The organism is Mycobacterium sp., assembly GCF_035314665.1.
In the GTDB taxonomy this organism is placed as follows: domain Bacteria; phylum Actinomycetota; class Actinomycetes; order Mycobacteriales; family Mycobacteriaceae; genus Mycobacterium.
Genome location: NZ_DATFZD010000100.1, coordinates 1 through 16,262, shown reverse-complemented (window position 1 = coordinate 16,262; position 16,262 = coordinate 1). Strand labels below are relative to the sequence as shown.

Sequence of the window (16,262 nt, the reverse complement as noted above, 5' to 3'; positions counted from 1 at the left end):
TGCAGCTGGGTGTTCGACAGGGGAGGAAAACCGGTGGGGCACTACATCGCTAACCTGCGCGACATTGAGTTCAATCTGTTCGAGGTCTTGAATCTCGGGGCGGTCCTCGGCTCAGGGCGTTATCACGATCTCGACGTCGATACGGTCCGCACCATGCTCGATGAAGTCGCCCGGTTGGCCGAAGGCCCGATCGCCGAGTCTTTCGCCGACGCCGACCGCAACCCACCGGTTTTCGAGCCGGAACGTCACACCATCTCGGTGTCCGCCGAGTTGGCCAAATCGGTCCAGGCGGTCAAGGACGCCGAGTGGTGGCGCATCGGTCTCGCCGAAGAGATCGGCGGCGTCTCCGCACCGGGCCCGGTGACGTGGGCGATCAACGAAATGCTGCACTGCGCCAACCCTGCTGCGGCCTTCTTCTACAGCATGGGCCCGGCGATGGCCAACGCGCTCTACATCGAAGGCAACGAACAGCAGAAGCGGTGGGCCACGATGGCCCTGGAACGAGGATGGGCCGCCACCATGGTGTTGACCGAAGCCGACGCCGGTTCCGATGTCGGCGCGGGCCGGACCAAGGCCATCGCGCAACCGGACGGCAGCTGGCACATCGAGGGTGTCAAGCGTTTCATCTCCGGTGGCGACGTGGGCGATACCGCCGAGAACATCTTCCATCTCGTGCTGGCCCGGCCCGAAGGTGCCGGTCCGGGCACCAAGGGGCTGAGCCTGTTCTACGTACCGAAATACCTCTTCGACCCGGAGACTTACGAACTCGGTTCGCGCAACGGGGTTTTCGCCACCGGGCTGGAACACAAGATGGGCTTGAAGGCCTCCCCGACCTGCGAGCTGACCTTCGGTGCCCATGGACTGCCCGCGGTCGGCTACCTGGTCGGCGACGTGCACAACGGCATCGCGCAGATGTTCACCGTCATCGAGCACGCACGCATGACGGTCGGCGTCAAGGCCGCCGGCACGCTGTCCACCGGCTATCTCAATGCGCTGGCATTCGCCAAGCAACGGGTGCAGGGCGCGGATCTGACTCAGATGACCGACAAGTCCGCGTCGCGGGTCACAATCCTGCACCACCCCGATGTGCGCCGCAGCCTGATCACGCAGAAGGCCTATGCCGAAGGTTTGCGAGCCCTCTACCTGTATGCCGCGGCACACCAGGATGACTCTGTCGCACAACAGGTTTCAGGTGCGGACGCGGAGACGGCGCATCGCGTCAACGATCTGCTGCTCCCGGTCGTCAAGGGAGTCAGCTCGGAACGGACTTACGAAATCTTGACCGAGTCGCTGCAGACGCTGGGCGGGTCGGGCTTTTTGACCGACTACCCGATCGAGCAGTACATCCGTGACGCCAAGATCGACTCACTCTACGAAGGCACCACCGCAATCCAGGCGCTGGATTTCTTCTTCCGCAAAATCATTCGCGACCGAGGCCAAGCCCTCGAGCATGTCGCGTCGCAGATCACCCACACCATCGAGACCTGCGACCAGACGCTGCGGCAACATGCCGAGCTGCTGCGTACCGCGCTCGACGACGTGCGGGCGATGACCGCCACGCTGACCGGATACCTGATGGCCGCCGCGGAAAACCCAACGGAGATATACAAAGTCGGGCTGGCATCGGTGCGATTCCTGCTCGCTGTCGGCGACCTGCTCATCGGTTGGCGGCTATTGGCACAAGCCGACGTCGCACAGGCGGCCCTGGCCACCGCGCCGACCAACGACGAAGCGTTCTACCAAGGCAAAATCGCCACCGCGCAATTCTTCGCCAAGAACATGCTGCCGAACCTCACCGCGCTGCGCGGCGTCATCGACGCCATCGACGACGACATCATGCGGCTTCCCGAAGCGGCGTTCTAGCAGCGCATTCGCGCAGGCTGCCGGAATACACAGCTGGCTCATAATCGGCCGCCAGCCGGCACTCAGCTCCGCCGCTAATCGTGAGATTCGACGCATAGCAGGCCTGCGCACAGCGGCCGACGATCTGGAAGGACCTAGATGTCTGGGATGCGCATCACTTCCCCGTCCGCTCGAGTGACCCGATTGGCAATCCTCACGCTCACCGGCGCGACCGCGCTCTCCGTCGCCGCGTGCGGTGCGTCCCACACGACGTCAAACACGGCCCAGCCGTCTACGGCGGCTGGTCCGACGAGCTCCGCTGCGACCTCGTCGGCGCCGTCAGCATCTCCGAACGGCAAAGCCTGGGTCAGCGGGATGATCGCTTCGGTGTCGGGCGACGCGGTCCAGGTCACCCAGCAGGCCGGAAACGCCACCGTCGCCTTCACGCCGTCGACAAAGATTACCGAGATCACCCCGGCTCAACTGACTGACGTCACCGCCGGCAGTTGCGTTGCGGTGCGCCCCACCCGGGACAGCGCGGACACCGGCGGTGCGATCACCGCGCAGTTCGTGCGCATCAGCCCGGCCGTCAACGGCCAGTGCGCCGAACCCAAACACCCTGCGGGCGCGCCACCTTCGGGCGGAGCCGCAAAGCATCGCATGGTAAGCGGTACGGTTGCCTCCGTCGCGGGTAACACCATCACGGTGAACGGCACCGATGCCAACGGCGGCAGTTCACCGTCCAGCGTGACGGTCACCGACACGACCAAGTACACCAAGTCGGCAGCCACCGACGGGCAGGCGCTGACGCAAGGGAAGTGCATCTCGGCGCGAGGCACCAAGGACGGCAGCGGCACGCTGCAGGCTACGGCCATCAGCGTTCAGCAGGCCGACAACGGCAGCTGCCCGCAAGTCGGCAGGAAACACCACCAGCACTAGGGTCAATACGATTTCGGCAAGCCGAGGCTGTGCTGCGCGATGTGGTTGAGGATCATCTCGCGGGTGATCGGCACGGTTTTGAACAACCGAACGAACTCGTACATGTTGGCCAGGGCGACTTCGCGGGTAAAGCCACTGCCGCCGTGCACCTCGATCGCTTGGTCGAGGCAGCGGATGGCAGCATCGGCGGACAGGAATTTGGCCATGTTGCTCGCTTCGCCGGCGTCGGCTCGCAAGTCGTAGCCGGCGGCGGCGTGGCGGGTCATCAGCCGGGCAGCCTCGAGCGCAATCTTGGCTTCGGCCAACGGATGCGCGACGCCTTGGTGCGCGCCGATCGGCCTCGCTGGTTCAGTTATTCACCCTCACCGGAGCGACCTGGGGAGACCTGCTGGCTTTCCGGAAGATGCTCGAGCCCGCCGCGGCGGCCCACGTCGCCGAACACGCCACCACCCAACAACGCGAGCAGATCGCCGCGGTCGCCGAGCGCGGCATCGCGGCCGACGGCACCGGCTACCACGAATTCCACGAACTACTCGTGCAGGCCAGCGGAAACCCGCTCCTCACTACCGTTCTGGCCGCGGTCGAACAGGCGGTGCGGTGGGCCGCCGCCGAACAAGACATCACCCAATACGACCGGGCCGAAGCGGCGAAGTCGCATCGCGCGATCGCCGCTGCCATCACCGCGAAAGATCCCGAGAAGGCTGAACATCGGATGCGCCAGCACCTCGAAGCCGCGCTGCGCCACGTCGAAGCGTCGGGACTGCGTGGTGCGCCGATGATCCCGCCGTCACGCTGGCGCGGCGATAACAGCGACCTGCCCTGGCGGTGATGCGCAGTTAGTTCTTGCCGCGCCAACCGCGTTCGAACGGCAACCGCCACGCTCGCGGGGCGATCAACGGATGGACCGCGTTGGGCCCCCATGAGTCGAGGTCGTAGCTGCGCGTCGGCGGCGGATCCTCGAGCAACGGCGCCGAGACCTCCCAGAGCCGTTCTATGCCCTCTGCCGTGTTGTACAGCGTCCGGTCGCCGCGCATCGCGTCAAGGATCAGACGTTCGTACGCCTCGAGCACGTCGCCGGCGTGGCCGGTATCTTCCATGGTGAACTGAAGGCTGAGCTTATCGAGCTTCATTCCGGGCCCTGGCCGCTTGCCGTAGAACGACAGCGACATCTTGGACACGTCGGCGAGATCGAAAGTCAGATGATCCGGACCCTTTTGTCCCACACCGGATCCGGGCGGAAACATGCTCCTCGGCGGCTCGTGGAATGCGATGGAGATGATGCGCTGCCCCTCTGCCATGCCCTTGCCGGTGCGCAGAAAGAACGGGACACCCGCCCAGCGCCAGTTGTCGATCTCGCATTTGAGTGCGACGAACGTTTCGGTATCCGATTCCGCGGGCACCCCGGGCTCGTCGCGGTAACCCCGGTATTGTCCGCGCACCACCTCGCTGGGATCAAGCAGGCGCATCGAGCGGAATACCTTGTTCTTCTCGTCGCTGATCGCCTCTGAAGCAAGCTGGGTGGGAGGTTCCATCGCGACGAACGCCAGAATTTGGAACAAATGGGTGACCACCATGTCCTTGAACGCCCCCACGGCGTCGTAGAACATGGCGCGGTTCTCACACGTGAGCCGCTCCGGGACGTCGATCTGGATGTGGTCGATGAAGTTTCGATTCCAAATCGGCTCGAACAACCCGTTTGCGAATCGGAACGCGAGAATGTTCTGCGCGGCCTCCTTGCCCAGGAAGTGGTCGATCCGGAAGATCTGCTCTTCTTCGAAGACCTCGTGAATCGCCGCGTTCAGCGCGCGTGCGCTGGCCAGATCGACGCCGAAGGGTTTCTCCATGACGACCCGCGAGTCCCGCACCAGATCCGCCTTGTGCAGGGAGTCCATGACGGGCATCACCGCCGCCGGCGGGACACTCAAGTAATGCAGCAGACGGGCCTCGCCACCGAGTGCCGCAACCTGCTCGGCCACGGCACTTGCCAGGGCTTCCGGGCCGGCCTGTGTGGGCACAAAGGTCAGGTTGGAGATGAACTGATCCACAAGCTCGTCGGAAACGGCGTGGTGGCGGAACTCGCCACAGGCCTTATCCGACAGCTTGCGGAAGGTCTCGGTGTCCAGCTCATCGAGTGACGTGCCGATGATGCGGATCTCGGGAGCCAGCTTCGAACAGGAAAGGTGCATCAGGCCGGGCAGCAGCTTCCGGCGTGCTAAATCGCCTGTGGCGCCGAACATCACCACCACGTGGGGCTCCGCGCCAGTTGCCTGCTGCTTGGGTCCCGGGGCTGTTGGGGCGTCCGTCACAACCATGATCGTAACTAAGGCTGGTCGGATTCACACGTTGCAGAGATGAACACTAAGTCGCCGGCCCGAAGCGCCCTGACGCATTCAGACCGGACGACGACTCATCACATGGCCTGGAAACCCCAAGGAACCTGATACCAGCCCGAATGGTCCGAGTACGCCCAGCCGCAGGGCGTCAATTGCTGATGCCCCTCATCGTTCGTTACCCAACACTTCGGCCCGTTTGGCTCAGGTCCCGGCGCCGGGTCTGCATAGGCAACCCCGCTCCCCAGCAGCACGGTAGCCGCGCAGGCCGCGACCATCATCAGTTTCTTCGCCACAAGGCGCTCCTCTCTGTCAAAGTTCGCCAGGAGTTCAATTCTGACGGCAAGTTGCGGCTCGCGCGACTTTTATGCAGTGAAGGCCCCGACATCGGGCGATCGCCGCCAAATTCGGCGCATCTCGCCCCGGTATGACGAACACGCCAGGTCAGACGGTAAAGCCCAGCGCGCGCAGTTGATCCCGACCGTCGTCGGTGATCTTGTCGGGGCCCCACGGCGGATTCCACACCCAGTTGATCCGCAACTCATCGACCAGACCCGCGCCCACCAGCGCGCTACGCGACTGGTCTTCGATCACGTCGGTCAGCGGGCAGGCCGGCGACGTCAACGTCATGTCGATCAGCGCGACGGTGCCCTCCTCGGCTTCTTCGAGATTGAGGCCGTAGACGAGTCCCAAGTCGACCACGTTGATGCCTAGTTCGGGGTCGACGACGTCGCGCATCGCCTCCTCGATGTCACCGAGCAGCTCGTTGTCCGGGGCGGCAGCTTCACTCATCCTTTTACCTCCTCGAGGTCGTCAGTGGCTTGGGCCAATGCATCCTTGAACGCCATCCAGCCGAGCAGTGCGCATTTGACCCGCGCTGGATACTTGGCGACGCCGGCGAACGCGATGCCGTCACCGAGAACGTCCTCGTCGCCGGTGACATTTCCGCGCGACGACACCATCTCGGTGAATGCGGTGACCGTCTTCAACGCCTGCCCGACGCTCTGACCGATCACCTGCTCGGTCAGCACCGACGTGGCCGCCTGGCTGATCGAACAGCCCTGCCCGTCGTAGGAGACGTCGACGATGTGCTCGCCGTCATCCGACAACGCCACCCGCAGCGTGACCTCGTCGCCGCATATCGGGTTGACGTGGTGTACCTGCGCGCCGAACGGCTCGCGCAGCCCGCGGTGCTGCGGGTGCTTGTAGTGATCGAGGATCACGTCTTGGTAGATCTGTTCGAGGCGCACTGCGACTCACGCTCCGCCGAAGAAATCGAGGGCATGCCGCACGCCGGCGACCAGCCGGTCGACTTCCTCGTGCGTGTTGTAGACCGCGAACGATGCGCGCGCGGTGGCGGCGAGGCCGAAGCGGCGGTGCAGCGGCAACGCGCAGTGATGGCCGACCCGCACGGCGACCCCGTCGTCGTCGAGGACCTGGCCGACATCGTGGGCGTGCACGCCGTCGACGATGAACGACACCGGAGACCCGCGGTTCTCCATTGACGTCGGACCGATCACCCGCACACCGTCGATACCCGACAGGCCTTCGATCGCCGCGGCCACCAACTCGCGTTCGTGGGCTTCGACGACATCCATTCCGATGGCGCCGAGATAGCGTGCGGCCGCACCCAACCCGACCACCTGTGAGGTCATCGGGGTGCCGGCCTCGAACCGTTGCGGCGGCGCCGCGTAGGTGGTGGCCTCCATGGTCACGGTCTCGATCATCGACCCGCCGGTGAGGAACGGCGGCATCGCCGACAACAGCTCACCTCGTCCGTAGAGGACACCAACCCCGTTGGGGCCCAGCATCTTATGTCCGGAGAAGGCGGCAAAGTCGACGCCGAGTGCCTGGAAGTCGACCGGCTGGTGCGGCACCGACTGGCAGGCGTCCAGCACCGTCAACGCGCCCACCGCCTCGGCACGAGCGACCAACTCGGCCACCGGGGCCATCGCGCCGGTGACATTCGAATGATGGCTGAATGCAACAACTTTGACATTACCGTCGAGTTGCAGCGAGTCCAGGTCAATGCGACCGGCTTCACCTTCCTCAGAGGTTAAGCCGTACCAGCGCAGCGTGGCGCCGGTGCGCCGGGCCAGCTCCTGCCACGGGATCAGGTTGGCGTGGTGCTCGAGCTCGGTGATGACGATGACATCGCCGGGGCCGACTGCATGCTCGAAGCGGTTGTCGCCAAACACGTATGACACCAGGTTGAGCGATTCGGTGGCGTTCTTGGTGAACACCAGCTCATCGGCGTGGGCGCCGACAAACGCGGCGATGTCCGCGCGGCCCTGCTCGTAGGCATCGGTGGCCTCCTCCATCAGCTGGTGCGCGCCGCGGTGCACCCCGCCGTTGGAGGTCAACAGGAATTCGCGTTCGGCGTCGAGAACTTGCAGCGGGCGCTGCGATGTCGCTCCGGAATCCAGGTACGCCAACTGATTTCCGCCCCGCATCACGCGCTTGAGGATCGGGAAGTCGGCGCGGATCGCGGCGACGTCCAGGGAGGTGGCGGAAGTGCCCACGGTCAAGCCCCCGATGCCGCCGTCTGGGCGAAGCGGACGTAGCCGTTCTCTTCGAGCTCGTCGGCAAGCTCCGGGCCGCCCGACTCGATGATCCGGCCGCCGACGAACACGTGCACGAATTGCGGATGGATATACCGCAGGATCCTGGTGTAGTGCGTGATCAGCAGGATACCGCCGTGCTCTGACTCGGCATAGCGGTTGACGCCCTCGCTGACCACCCGCAACGCGTCGACGTCCAGGCCGGAGTCGGTCTCGTCGAGGATGGCGATCTTCGGCTTCAGCAAGCCAAGCTGCAGGATCTCGTGGCGTTTCTTCTCGCCGCCGGAAAAGCCTTCGTTGACACTGCGTTCGCCGAAGGCCTGGTCGATGTCGAGGTCCTCCATCGCGGCCTTGACCTCTTTGACCCAGTGCCGCAGCTTGGGTGCCTCACCGCGCACGGCGGTTGCGGCCGAGCGCAGGAAGTTCGACATCGACACGCCCGGCACCTCAACGGGATACTGCATGGCCAAAAACAGGCCGGCGCGGGCGCGTTCGTCGACGCTCATGTCCAGAACGTTCTCGCCGTCGAGCGTGATGGATCCCGATGTCACACGGTATTTCGGGTGCCCGGCGATCGCGTAGGACAGGGTGGATTTACCGGAGCCGTTGGGCCCCATCACCGCATGGGTCTCGCCGGAGCTCACCGTCAAGTTGACGCCGTTGAGAATGGCGATCTCGCCGCCATCCGATGGGTTCTCGACGCTGACGTGCAAGTCTTTGATGTCCAAAGTGGTCATTAGGCAGTTGCTTTCGATTCTGTGATGGCCAGTTCGTGCTCGATAGCCGTGGTCAGGCGCTCCCGTAACTGAGGTACTGCGATCTTGGCGATGATCTCGTTGAAGAAACCACGCACCACCAGTCGCCGCGCCTGATCTTCGGGGATGCCGCGGGAACGCAGGTAGAACAATTGCTCGTCGTCGAATCGCCCGGTGGCGCTGGCGTGTCCGGCGCCAACGATTTCGCCGGTCTCGATCTCCAGGTTGGGCACCGAGTCGGCACGTGCGCCGTCGGTGAGCACCAGGTTCCGGTTGACCTCGAAGGTGTCCGTGCCGGTGGCCTCGGCCCGGATCAACACGTCGCCGATCCACACGGTGTGCGCGTCCGGTCGATTCGAGTTCGGATCCCCTTGCAGCGCACCCTTGTACAGCGCGTTGGATTTGCAATCGGGTTGAGCATGGTCGACCAGCAGCCTCGACTCGAGGTGCTGACCGTCGTCGGCGAAATACAGACCGAGCAGCTCCGCGTCGCCGCCGGGCGCGGCAAAGCGCACCGTGGCCGACATTCGCACCAGGTCGCCGCCGAGCGTGACGGCGACGTGTCGCAGCACCGCGTCCTTGCCCAGCCGGGCGTGCTGCGCGCTGACATGCACGGTGTCATCTGCCCAGTCGGCGATCCACACCACGGTGAGCCGGGCAGCATCGTCGACCACGAATTCGAGGTTGTCGGCGTAGATTCCGCTGCCGCGCTGGTCGATGACGACGACAGCCTCGGCCAGCTCCTCCACCCGGATCTGCAGATGCCCGTAGGCCACCGCACCCTCGCCCGGGCCGGTGATCGCAATCTCAACCGGGTCGGCGACCTGCGTGGCGCGGGCGATGGTGACGACAGTGGCCGAGTTGAACGACGAAAATGCCTGCGCGGCAACACGGTCGGTGGGCACACCACCGTCGCCGAGCCGCTGGTCGCCGCGCCGCACGGTTTCGACTCGCACCCCGGGCCGTTCGCTGACGCTGATCTGCGCGCTCCCGGTCGCGGGCGCCGAGCCGTCGTGCAGGCCACGCAGCCGTCGCAGCGGGGTGAACCGCCAGAGCTCGTCGCGTCCACCGGGGACCTCGAACGCATCGACGTCGAAGGACGCGAACTGCTCGCCCTTATTGACAGCGGCGAGGGACGAACCCTCAACCGCTTCAGTGAATTTCGTCACTACCCGACCGCGCCTTCCATCTGCAGCTCGATCAGCCGGTTGAGCTCCAGCGCATACTCCATGGGCAGCTCCTTGGCGATCGGCTCGACAAAGCCGCGCACCACCATCGCCATCGCCTCGTCCTCGGTCAGCCCGCGGCTCATCAGGTAGAACAGCTGGGTTTCGCTGACCTTGGACACCGTCGCCTCGTGGCCCATCGTCACGTCATCCTCGCGGATGTCGACGTAGGGATACGTGTCGCTACGGCTGATCGTATCAACCAGCAGCGCATCGCATTTCACGCTGGAGCGGGATCCGTGCGCACCCTTGTTGATCTGAACCAGACCGCGATACGACGCGCGCCCACCGCCGCGCGCCACCGACTTGGACACGATGTTGCTCGACGTGTTCGGGGCCAGGTGCAGCATCTTGGCGCCGGTGTCCTGGTGCTGGCCCTCGCCGGCGAACGCCACCGACAACACCTCACCCTTGGCGTGCTCGCCGGTCATCCAGACCGCCGGGTACTTCATGGTCACCTTGGATCCGATGTTGCCGTCGACCCACTCCATGGTCGCGCCGGCCTCGGCGCGCGCCCGCTTGGTGACCAGGTTGTAGACGTTGTTCGACCAGTTCTGGATCGTCGTGTAACGGCAACGGCCACCGGGCTTGACGATGATCTCGACCACCGCCGAGTGCAGCGAATCCGACTTGTAGATCGGCGCGGTGCAGCCCTCGACGTAGTGCACGTAAGCACCCTCGTCGACGATGATCAGCGTCCGCTCGAACTGGCCCATGTTCTCGGTGTTGATCCGGAAGTAGGCCTGCAACGGGATGTCGACGTGCACACCAGGCGGGACGTAGATGAAGCTTCCGCCACTCCACACCGCGGTGTTCAGCGCCGAGAACTTGTTGTCCCCGGCCGGGATCACCGTGGCGAAGTACTGCTTGAAGATCTCTGGGTGCTCGCGCAGCGCCGTGTCGGTGTCCAAGAATATGACGCCCTGAGCTTCCAGGTCTTCGCGGATCTGGTGGTAGACCACCTCTGACTCGTACTGCGCGGCGACACCGGACACCAGGCGCTGCTTCTCGGCTTCCGGGATGCCCAGCTTGTCGTAGGTGTTGCGGATGTCCTCCGGCAAGTCGTCCCACGTCGCGGCCTGCTTTTCGGTGGACCGCACGAAATACTTGATGTTGTCGAAGTGGATGCCCTCGAGGTTGGAACCCCACTTCGGCATCGGCTTGCGGTCGAAGATGCGCAGTGCCTTCAGCCGGGTCTCCAGCATCCAGTCCGGCTCGTTTTTCTTCGCAGAGATGTCACGGACCACCGCTTCGGACAGCCCGCGGTGTGCGCTGGCCCCCGCGATGTCGGAGTCGGCCCAGCCGTAGCCGTACCGGCCCATCGAGGCGATGGCCTCTTCCTGGGTGAGCGGTTCGGCCAGCTTCTGAACCTCGGGGGTGGTCGTCATGACGACGCTCCTTGCTTGCTTGCGGTGGCTTCGACGCGGGCTGAGCGTCGAAGTGTTGACGGCTTCTCGGTGGGAGTCAGCGGCACGTGAGTGGTGCATGCGCAGTCTCCGTTGACGATGGTCGCAAGCCGCTGCACGTGGGTGCCGAGCACCTCCGCCATGGCCTGCTGCTCGGTTTCGCACAACTCCGGGAACTCCTCGGCGACGTGCGACACCGGGCAGTGGTGCTGACAAATCTGCACACCGTTGATCGGCCCGCGCACCTGTGTGGTGGTCGCGACGTAGCCTGCCTGGGACAGCGCGCCGGCGATCCGCTCGGCGGCGGCTTCGATATCGGCATCGGCGCCCGAATCGGCCGCATCGACACCGGACAGGATCGCGTCGATGCGCTGCCGGGCGAAGGTGCGAACCGCGTCCTCACCGCCAATTTCACGGAGTTGACGCATGGCCGCGGACGCCAGGTCGTCGTAGCTGTGGTCCAGCTTGGCGCGGCCGCCCGCGGTCAGCCGGTAACGCTTGGCCGGTCGGCCCCGTCCCTCTTGCTGCCAGGCCGCCGCGGGAACCGACTCCGCCTCACCCGCGTCGATCAGCGCGTCCAGATGGCGTCGCACCCCGGCGGCGGACAAGCCCAGCCGATCGCCGATCTGCCCGGCGGTGATCGACCCGGACTCCAGCAGCAACCGCACGACGGCGCTTCGGGTCTGGCCGTCGTGGGTCGAAGCTGCGGCTGCTGCCGCATTCGACGGGAATTTCACAACACCAGTGTGACGCAATTCCGGCGCCGGGTCCAGCAAGCCTGGTCCGGTCGGCAGTTACGCTGCTGTGATGGCAGCCCGCCACCACACGCTGAGTTCGTCGATTGCCCGCCTGCACGGCGACGAGGTGGCCGTAGGCCTGCCGCTCAACGACACCGAGATGGTCGCGGTTCGTCGCACCCGGTTGTTCGGCGCTACCGGCACGGTGCTGATGGGCATCGGCGCGCTGGGGGCCGGGGCCCGGCCGGTGGTGCAGGACCCCACGTTCGGGGTTCGGCTGCTCAACCTGCCGTCGCGGATCCAGACGGTGTCGCTCACGATGACCACCACCGGTGCGGTGATGATGGCGCTGGCCTGGCTGATGCTGGGCCGTTTCGCGCTGGGCCAACGGCGGATGTCCCGCGGCGATTTGGACCGCACGCTGTTCCTGTGGGTACTGCCGCTGCTGATCGCGCCGCCGATGTACAGCAAGGACGTCTACTCCTATTTGGCGCAAAGCCAGATCTGCCGATTGGGGCTCGACCCCTACCGGGTGGGCCCGGCGACCGGGCTGGGCCTGGATCACGTCTTCACGTTGTCGGTGCCCAGCCTGTGGCGGGAGACTCCTGCGCCGTACGGGCCGCTGTTCTTGTGGATGGGCCGCGGAATCTCGGCGTTGACCGGCGAGAACATCGTCGCCGCGGTGCTCTGTCATCGGCTGGTGGTGCTGCTCGGTGTGGGCCTGATCGTGTGGGCGACCCCGCGGCTGGCCCGCCGCTGCGGGGTGGCCGAGGTCAGCGCTTTGTGGTTGGGAGCGGCCAACCCGCTGCTGATCATGCATCTGGTAGCCGGTATCCACAACGAGGCACCGATGCTGGGGCTCATGCTCACCGGCACCGAGTTCGCGCTCCGCGGAATCGACTCCGCGCGTCCGCTGATGCCACGGCCATGGCCTGGCCTGCGGACCCATTGGCCGGACTGGGCGCCGCTGGCCATGTTGCTGGCCGGCGCGATCCTGATCACGCTCTCCTCGCAGATAAAGCTGCCGTCGTTGCTGGCGTTGGGATTCGTCGCGATGGCGCTCGCCTGGCGCTGGGGCGGCAACCTGCGGGCGTTCTTTCTCGCGGGTGGGCTGATGGCCGCGTTGGCGCTGGCGGTGATGGCCGCGGTCGGCTGGGCAAGCCGGCTCGGCTTCGGCTGGATTTACACGCTCGGCACCGCGAACGTGGTGCGCAGTTGGATGTCGCCGCCGACACTGATCGCCCTCGGCACCGGGCAGGTGGGGATCCTGCTGGGCCTCGGCGATCACACCACCGCGATCCTGTCGCTGACCCGTGGCATCGGCGTCTTGATCATCGCGGTGATGGTGAGCTGGCTGCTGATCGCAGTGTTGCGCGGCCGGCTGCACCCGGTCGGCGGGCTCGGCGTCGCCCTGGGCGGCACGGTGCTGCTGTTTCCGGTGGTGCAGCCGTGGTACCTGCTGTGGGCCATCATCCCGCTGGCCGCCTGGGCGACACGCCCCGGTTTCCGTCAGGCGGTAATCATCGTGACGATCGTCGTCGGCATCTTCGGCCCGACCGCCAACGGCGATCGGTTCGCGCTGTTCCAGATCGTGGATGCGACCGTGGCCAGCACCGTCATCGTGGCGCTGCTGATCGCGGCGACCTACCACCGCTTGCCGTGGCGGCCGTTGCCGAGCACCGAGCCGACCGGCGGCACCGCGACGCCGGATCTGGTGCCCAGCAGCGAGACCCGGCAGCCCGCGCCGGTGCCCGGCGCATACGCTGAGTCCTCGTGAGCCAAGCCTCTGACATCCCCGTGCGGTTGCGCGGGGTGTGCAAGCAGTACGGCTCCGGGGCGACCGCTACCAGGGCTGTCGCCAACCTCGACCTCGACGTGCATGCCGCCGAGGTGTTGGCGCTGCTGGGCCCGAACGGCGCCGGCAAGACGACGACGGTCGAGATGTGTGAGGGGTTTGTGCGGCCCGATTCGGGCACCATCGAGGTGCTGGGGCTGGACCCGATCGCCGACAATACACGGCTGCGAGCGCGCATCGGTGTGATGTTGCAGGGCGGCGGCGGCTACCCCGCGGCCCGGGCCGGCGAGATGCTGAACCTGGTGGCGTCCTACGCCGCCGACCCCCTGGACCCGCAGTGGCTGTTGACCACGTTGGGCCTGACCGACGCCGCGCGAACCACCTACCGACGGCTCTCCGGTGGGCAGCAGCAGCGGCTCGCGCTGGCTTGCGCGCTGGTCGGCCGACCCGAACTGGTGTTCCTCGACGAGCCCACCGCGGGCATGGACGCCCAAGCCCGAATATTGGTGTGGGAGTTGATCGACGCGCTGCGCCGCGACGGCGTGACGGTGGTGCTGACCACGCACCAACTCAAGGAGGCCGAGGAACTGGCCGACCGGCTGGTCATCATCGATCAAGGGGTGACGGTCGCGGCCGGAACCCCCACTGAGCTGACCCGCAGCGGCGCCAAGGACCAGCTTCGGTTCAGCGCGCCGCCGCGGCTGGACCTGTCGCTGCTGGTCTCGGCGCTGCCGGAGGACTACCGGGCCTCCGAGGTCGCCTCGGGTGAGTACCTGGTGGAAGGACCGGTGGACCCGCAGGTGTTGGCCACGGTGACGGCGTGGTGCGCCCAAATCGACGTGCTGGCCACCGATATGCGAGTGGAGCAGCGCAGCTTGGAAGACGTGTTCTTGGAGCTGACCGGCCGGGACTTGCGGGCATGAGCGAATCACCTTTTCCCGCAGGTACTTTCAACCCGGATCCACGACCTGCCGCGGTGCCTCGGATGCTGGCCGCGCAGTTCGCACTGGAGCTGAAGCTGCTGCTGCGCAACGGCGAACAACTGCTGCTGACCATGTTCATTCCGATCACGCTGCTGGTCGGGTTGACGCTGCTGCCGCTCGGATCGTTCGGCGCCGACCGCGCCGCCACTTTCGTCCCGGCGATCATGGCGCTGGCGGTGATCTCCACCGCATTCACCGGCCAGGCCATCGCGGTCGCGTTCGACCGCCGCTACGGCGCGCTCAAACGGCTGGGCGCGACCGCGCTTCCGGTCTGGGGCATCATCGCCGGTAAATCGCTGGCGGTGGTCACGGTCGTGTTCCTGCAGGCAATCATCTTGGGCGCCATCGGGTTTGCGCTGGGCTGGCGGCCACATCCGGCGGGCCTGGCGTTGGGCGCGGCCATCATCGCGCTGGGCACCGCAAGCTTCGCCGCGCTGGGTCTGCTGCTGGGCGGCACGTTGCGCGCTGAGATCGTGCTGGCGGTAGCCAACCTGCTGTGGTTCGTCTTCGCCGGACTCGGCGCGCTGACCGTGGACACCGACATGATCGCTGCCCCGGTCAAGTGGGCGGCGCGGCTCACCCCGGCCGGGGCGCTGACCGAGGCCCTGTCGCGGGCGATGAGTATGTGGGTGGACTGGTTCGGCGTGGCGGTGCTGGCCGCCTGGGGTGGGCTGGCCGCCCTGGCTGCGCTGCGATGGTTCCGGTTCAGCTGATACCGGTGAGCACTCGTCGAGCGTCACGCCAGCGTGGCGCTCGACGTCCTTAGCCACGCTGGGGTGACGCTCGCGGGAGGAATGACTGACACCGCCCTACTACGTGGCGTAGTTCTCGCTGCCCTACGATCGGGCGATGGCTGTCCGACGGTGGCTCTTGCGGCTGGTGGATCTGCTGCCCGACCCCAGCCTCCGTACGCAGCGCGTCATCGCCGCGTTGGTCATCCTGACCCAGGGCGGTATCGCCGTCACCGGTGCGATTGTCCGCGTCACCGCATCGGGACTGGGTTGTCCGACCTGGCCGCAATGCTTTCCGGGCAGCTTCACCCCGGTGGCCCATGCCGAGGTGCCCCGAATCCATCAGGCCGTCGAATTCGGCAACCGGATGATCACTTTCGCCGTCGTCATCACCGCGATCCTGGCGGTGCTGGCGGTCACCCGAGCCCGCCGACGGGCGGAGGTGCTGGTCTACGCCTGGTTGATGCCGGCCTCGACCGTGCTGCAGGCGGTGATCGGCGGCATCACCGTGCTCACCGGCTTGCTCTGGTGGACGGTAGCGATTCACCTGCTGACATCGATGGCGATGGTGTGGCTGGCGGTGCTGCTCTACGTCAAAATCGGCGAACCCGACGTCGGCGAGACGACGTCCACGGTGGTCCCGCCGCTGCGCTGGCTCACCGCGCTCAGCGCGACGACGCTGGCCGCGGTGCTGGTGGCCGGCACCCTGCTCACCGCCGCGGGTCCGCACGCCGGCGACACCAGCCCGAACCGCACGGTGCCGCGGCTGCGGATCGAGATCACCACCTTGGTGCACGCGCACTCGTCGCTGCTGGTGGCCTATCTCAGCCTGCTGTTCGGTCTGGCTTTCGGGCTCCTGGCGGTGCGGGCGCCCCGCCCGATCCTGTTGCGGCTGGGCGTGCTGGTGCTGTTGGTGTTCGCCCAGGCGGTGGTCGGCACTGTGCAGTTCTTCACCGG

General features: G+C 66.1%; 16 protein-coding genes. 7 read left to right on the top strand and 9 right to left on the bottom strand.

Features of this window, described 5'->3' with window-relative positions; translation table 11 throughout:
* The first annotated feature begins 33 nt into the window (after positions 1 to 33).
* Positions 34 to 1,863 (top strand): acyl-CoA dehydrogenase, encoded by a 1,830-nt coding sequence (locus VKI00_RS07545; protein WP_324436375.1) that lies wholly within the window; start codon positions 34 to 36, stop codon positions 1,861 to 1,863.
* Positions 1,864 to 2,010: 147 nt separating this feature from the next.
* Positions 2,011 to 2,781: a DUF5666 domain-containing protein gene (locus VKI00_RS07540; RefSeq protein ID WP_324436373.1), complete on the top strand. Its 771-nt coding sequence runs from the start codon at positions 2,011 to 2,013 to the stop codon at positions 2,779 to 2,781.
* Between the two features lie 2 nt (positions 2,782 to 2,783).
* Here the strand turns inward: VKI00_RS07540 and VKI00_RS07535 are convergent, their stop codons facing one another.
* Positions 2,784 to 3,116, bottom strand: a complete 333-nt coding sequence (locus tag VKI00_RS07535) for an acyl-CoA dehydrogenase family protein (protein ID WP_324436424.1) — start codon at positions 3,114 to 3,116, stop codon at positions 2,784 to 2,786.
* Between the two features lie 8 nt (positions 3,117 to 3,124).
* On the opposite strand from VKI00_RS07535, the gene VKI00_RS07530 reads away from it, so the two are divergent.
* Positions 3,125 to 3,610 carry a FadR/GntR family transcriptional regulator gene (locus VKI00_RS07530; protein WP_324436422.1) on the top strand — a complete coding sequence of 162 codons (486 nt, stop codon included), beginning with the start codon at positions 3,125 to 3,127 and terminating at the stop codon, positions 3,608 to 3,610.
* Positions 3,611 to 3,617: 7 nt separating this feature from the next.
* Here the strand turns inward: VKI00_RS07530 and zwf are convergent, their stop codons facing one another.
* The 8 genes from zwf to VKI00_RS07490 all read right to left on the bottom strand — a co-directional run bounded on the left by zwf (position 3,618) and on the right by VKI00_RS07490 (position 11,853).
* Entirely contained in the window at positions 3,618 to 5,093 is a 1,476-nt protein-coding gene (zwf, locus tag VKI00_RS07525) for a glucose-6-phosphate dehydrogenase (RefSeq protein WP_414687142.1), read from the bottom strand.
* A gap of 462 nt (positions 5,094 to 5,555) precedes the next feature.
* The gene (locus VKI00_RS07520; protein ID WP_324436371.1) at positions 5,556 to 5,903 is read right to left on the bottom strand and encodes a metal-sulfur cluster assembly factor; all 348 of its coding nucleotides are present in this window, start codon (positions 5,901 to 5,903) and stop codon (positions 5,556 to 5,558) included.
* On the bottom strand, positions 5,900 to 6,361 hold the full coding sequence (sufU, locus tag VKI00_RS07515; protein WP_324436370.1) for a Fe-S cluster assembly sulfur transfer protein SufU: 462 nt from the start codon (positions 6,359 to 6,361) through the stop codon (positions 5,900 to 5,902). The genes VKI00_RS07520 and sufU overlap by 4 nt, the downstream gene beginning before the upstream one ends.
* Before the next feature lie 6 nt (positions 6,362 to 6,367).
* On the bottom strand, positions 6,368 to 7,633 hold the full coding sequence (locus tag VKI00_RS07510; protein WP_324436420.1) for a cysteine desulfurase: 1,266 nt from the start codon (positions 7,631 to 7,633) through the stop codon (positions 6,368 to 6,370).
* Positions 7,634 to 7,635: 2 nt separating this feature from the next.
* The gene (gene sufC, locus VKI00_RS07505) at positions 7,636 to 8,409 is read right to left on the bottom strand and encodes a Fe-S cluster assembly ATPase SufC (RefSeq protein ID WP_324436369.1); all 774 of its coding nucleotides are present in this window, start codon (positions 8,407 to 8,409) and stop codon (positions 7,636 to 7,638) included.
* Positions 8,409 to 9,596 carry a Fe-S cluster assembly protein SufD gene (gene sufD, locus VKI00_RS07500; protein ID WP_324436368.1) on the bottom strand — a complete coding sequence of 396 codons (1,188 nt, stop codon included), beginning with the start codon at positions 9,594 to 9,596 and terminating at the stop codon, positions 8,409 to 8,411. The genes sufC and sufD overlap by 1 nt, the downstream gene beginning before the upstream one ends.
* Positions 9,596 to 11,041 carry a Fe-S cluster assembly protein SufB gene (gene sufB, locus VKI00_RS07495; protein ID WP_324436366.1) on the bottom strand — a complete coding sequence of 482 codons (1,446 nt, stop codon included), beginning with the start codon at positions 11,039 to 11,041 and terminating at the stop codon, positions 9,596 to 9,598. Before sufB ends, sufD begins: the two co-directional genes overlap by 1 nt.
* Positions 11,038 to 11,853 carry a metalloregulator ArsR/SmtB family transcription factor gene (locus VKI00_RS07490; RefSeq protein ID WP_324436418.1) on the bottom strand — a complete coding sequence of 272 codons (816 nt, stop codon included), beginning with the start codon at positions 11,851 to 11,853 and terminating at the stop codon, positions 11,038 to 11,040. The genes sufB and VKI00_RS07490 overlap by 4 nt, the downstream gene beginning before the upstream one ends.
* A gap of 13 nt (positions 11,854 to 11,866) precedes the next feature.
* Between VKI00_RS07490 and mptB the strand changes: the two genes are divergently transcribed.
* The 4 genes from mptB to VKI00_RS07470 all read left to right on the top strand — a co-directional run.
* Positions 11,867 to 13,573, top strand: coding sequence for a polyprenol phosphomannose-dependent alpha 1,6 mannosyltransferase MptB (gene mptB, locus VKI00_RS07485; protein ID WP_324436364.1), 1,707 nt, complete (start codon positions 11,867 to 11,869; stop codon positions 13,571 to 13,573).
* A complete protein-coding gene (locus VKI00_RS07480) occupies positions 13,570 to 14,514 on the top strand; it encodes an ABC transporter ATP-binding protein (protein WP_324436362.1) in 945 nt (314 codons plus the stop codon). The genes mptB and VKI00_RS07480 overlap by 4 nt, the downstream gene beginning before the upstream one ends.
* Positions 14,511 to 15,287, top strand: a complete 777-nt coding sequence (locus VKI00_RS07475) for an ABC transporter permease (protein ID WP_324436360.1) — start codon at positions 14,511 to 14,513, stop codon at positions 15,285 to 15,287. Before VKI00_RS07480 ends, VKI00_RS07475 begins: the two co-directional genes overlap by 4 nt.
* A gap of 118 nt (positions 15,288 to 15,405) precedes the next feature.
* Positions 15,406 to 16,262: COX15/CtaA family protein (locus VKI00_RS07470; RefSeq protein ID WP_414687144.1), on the top strand; the 857-nt coding region annotated here is incomplete at its 3' end.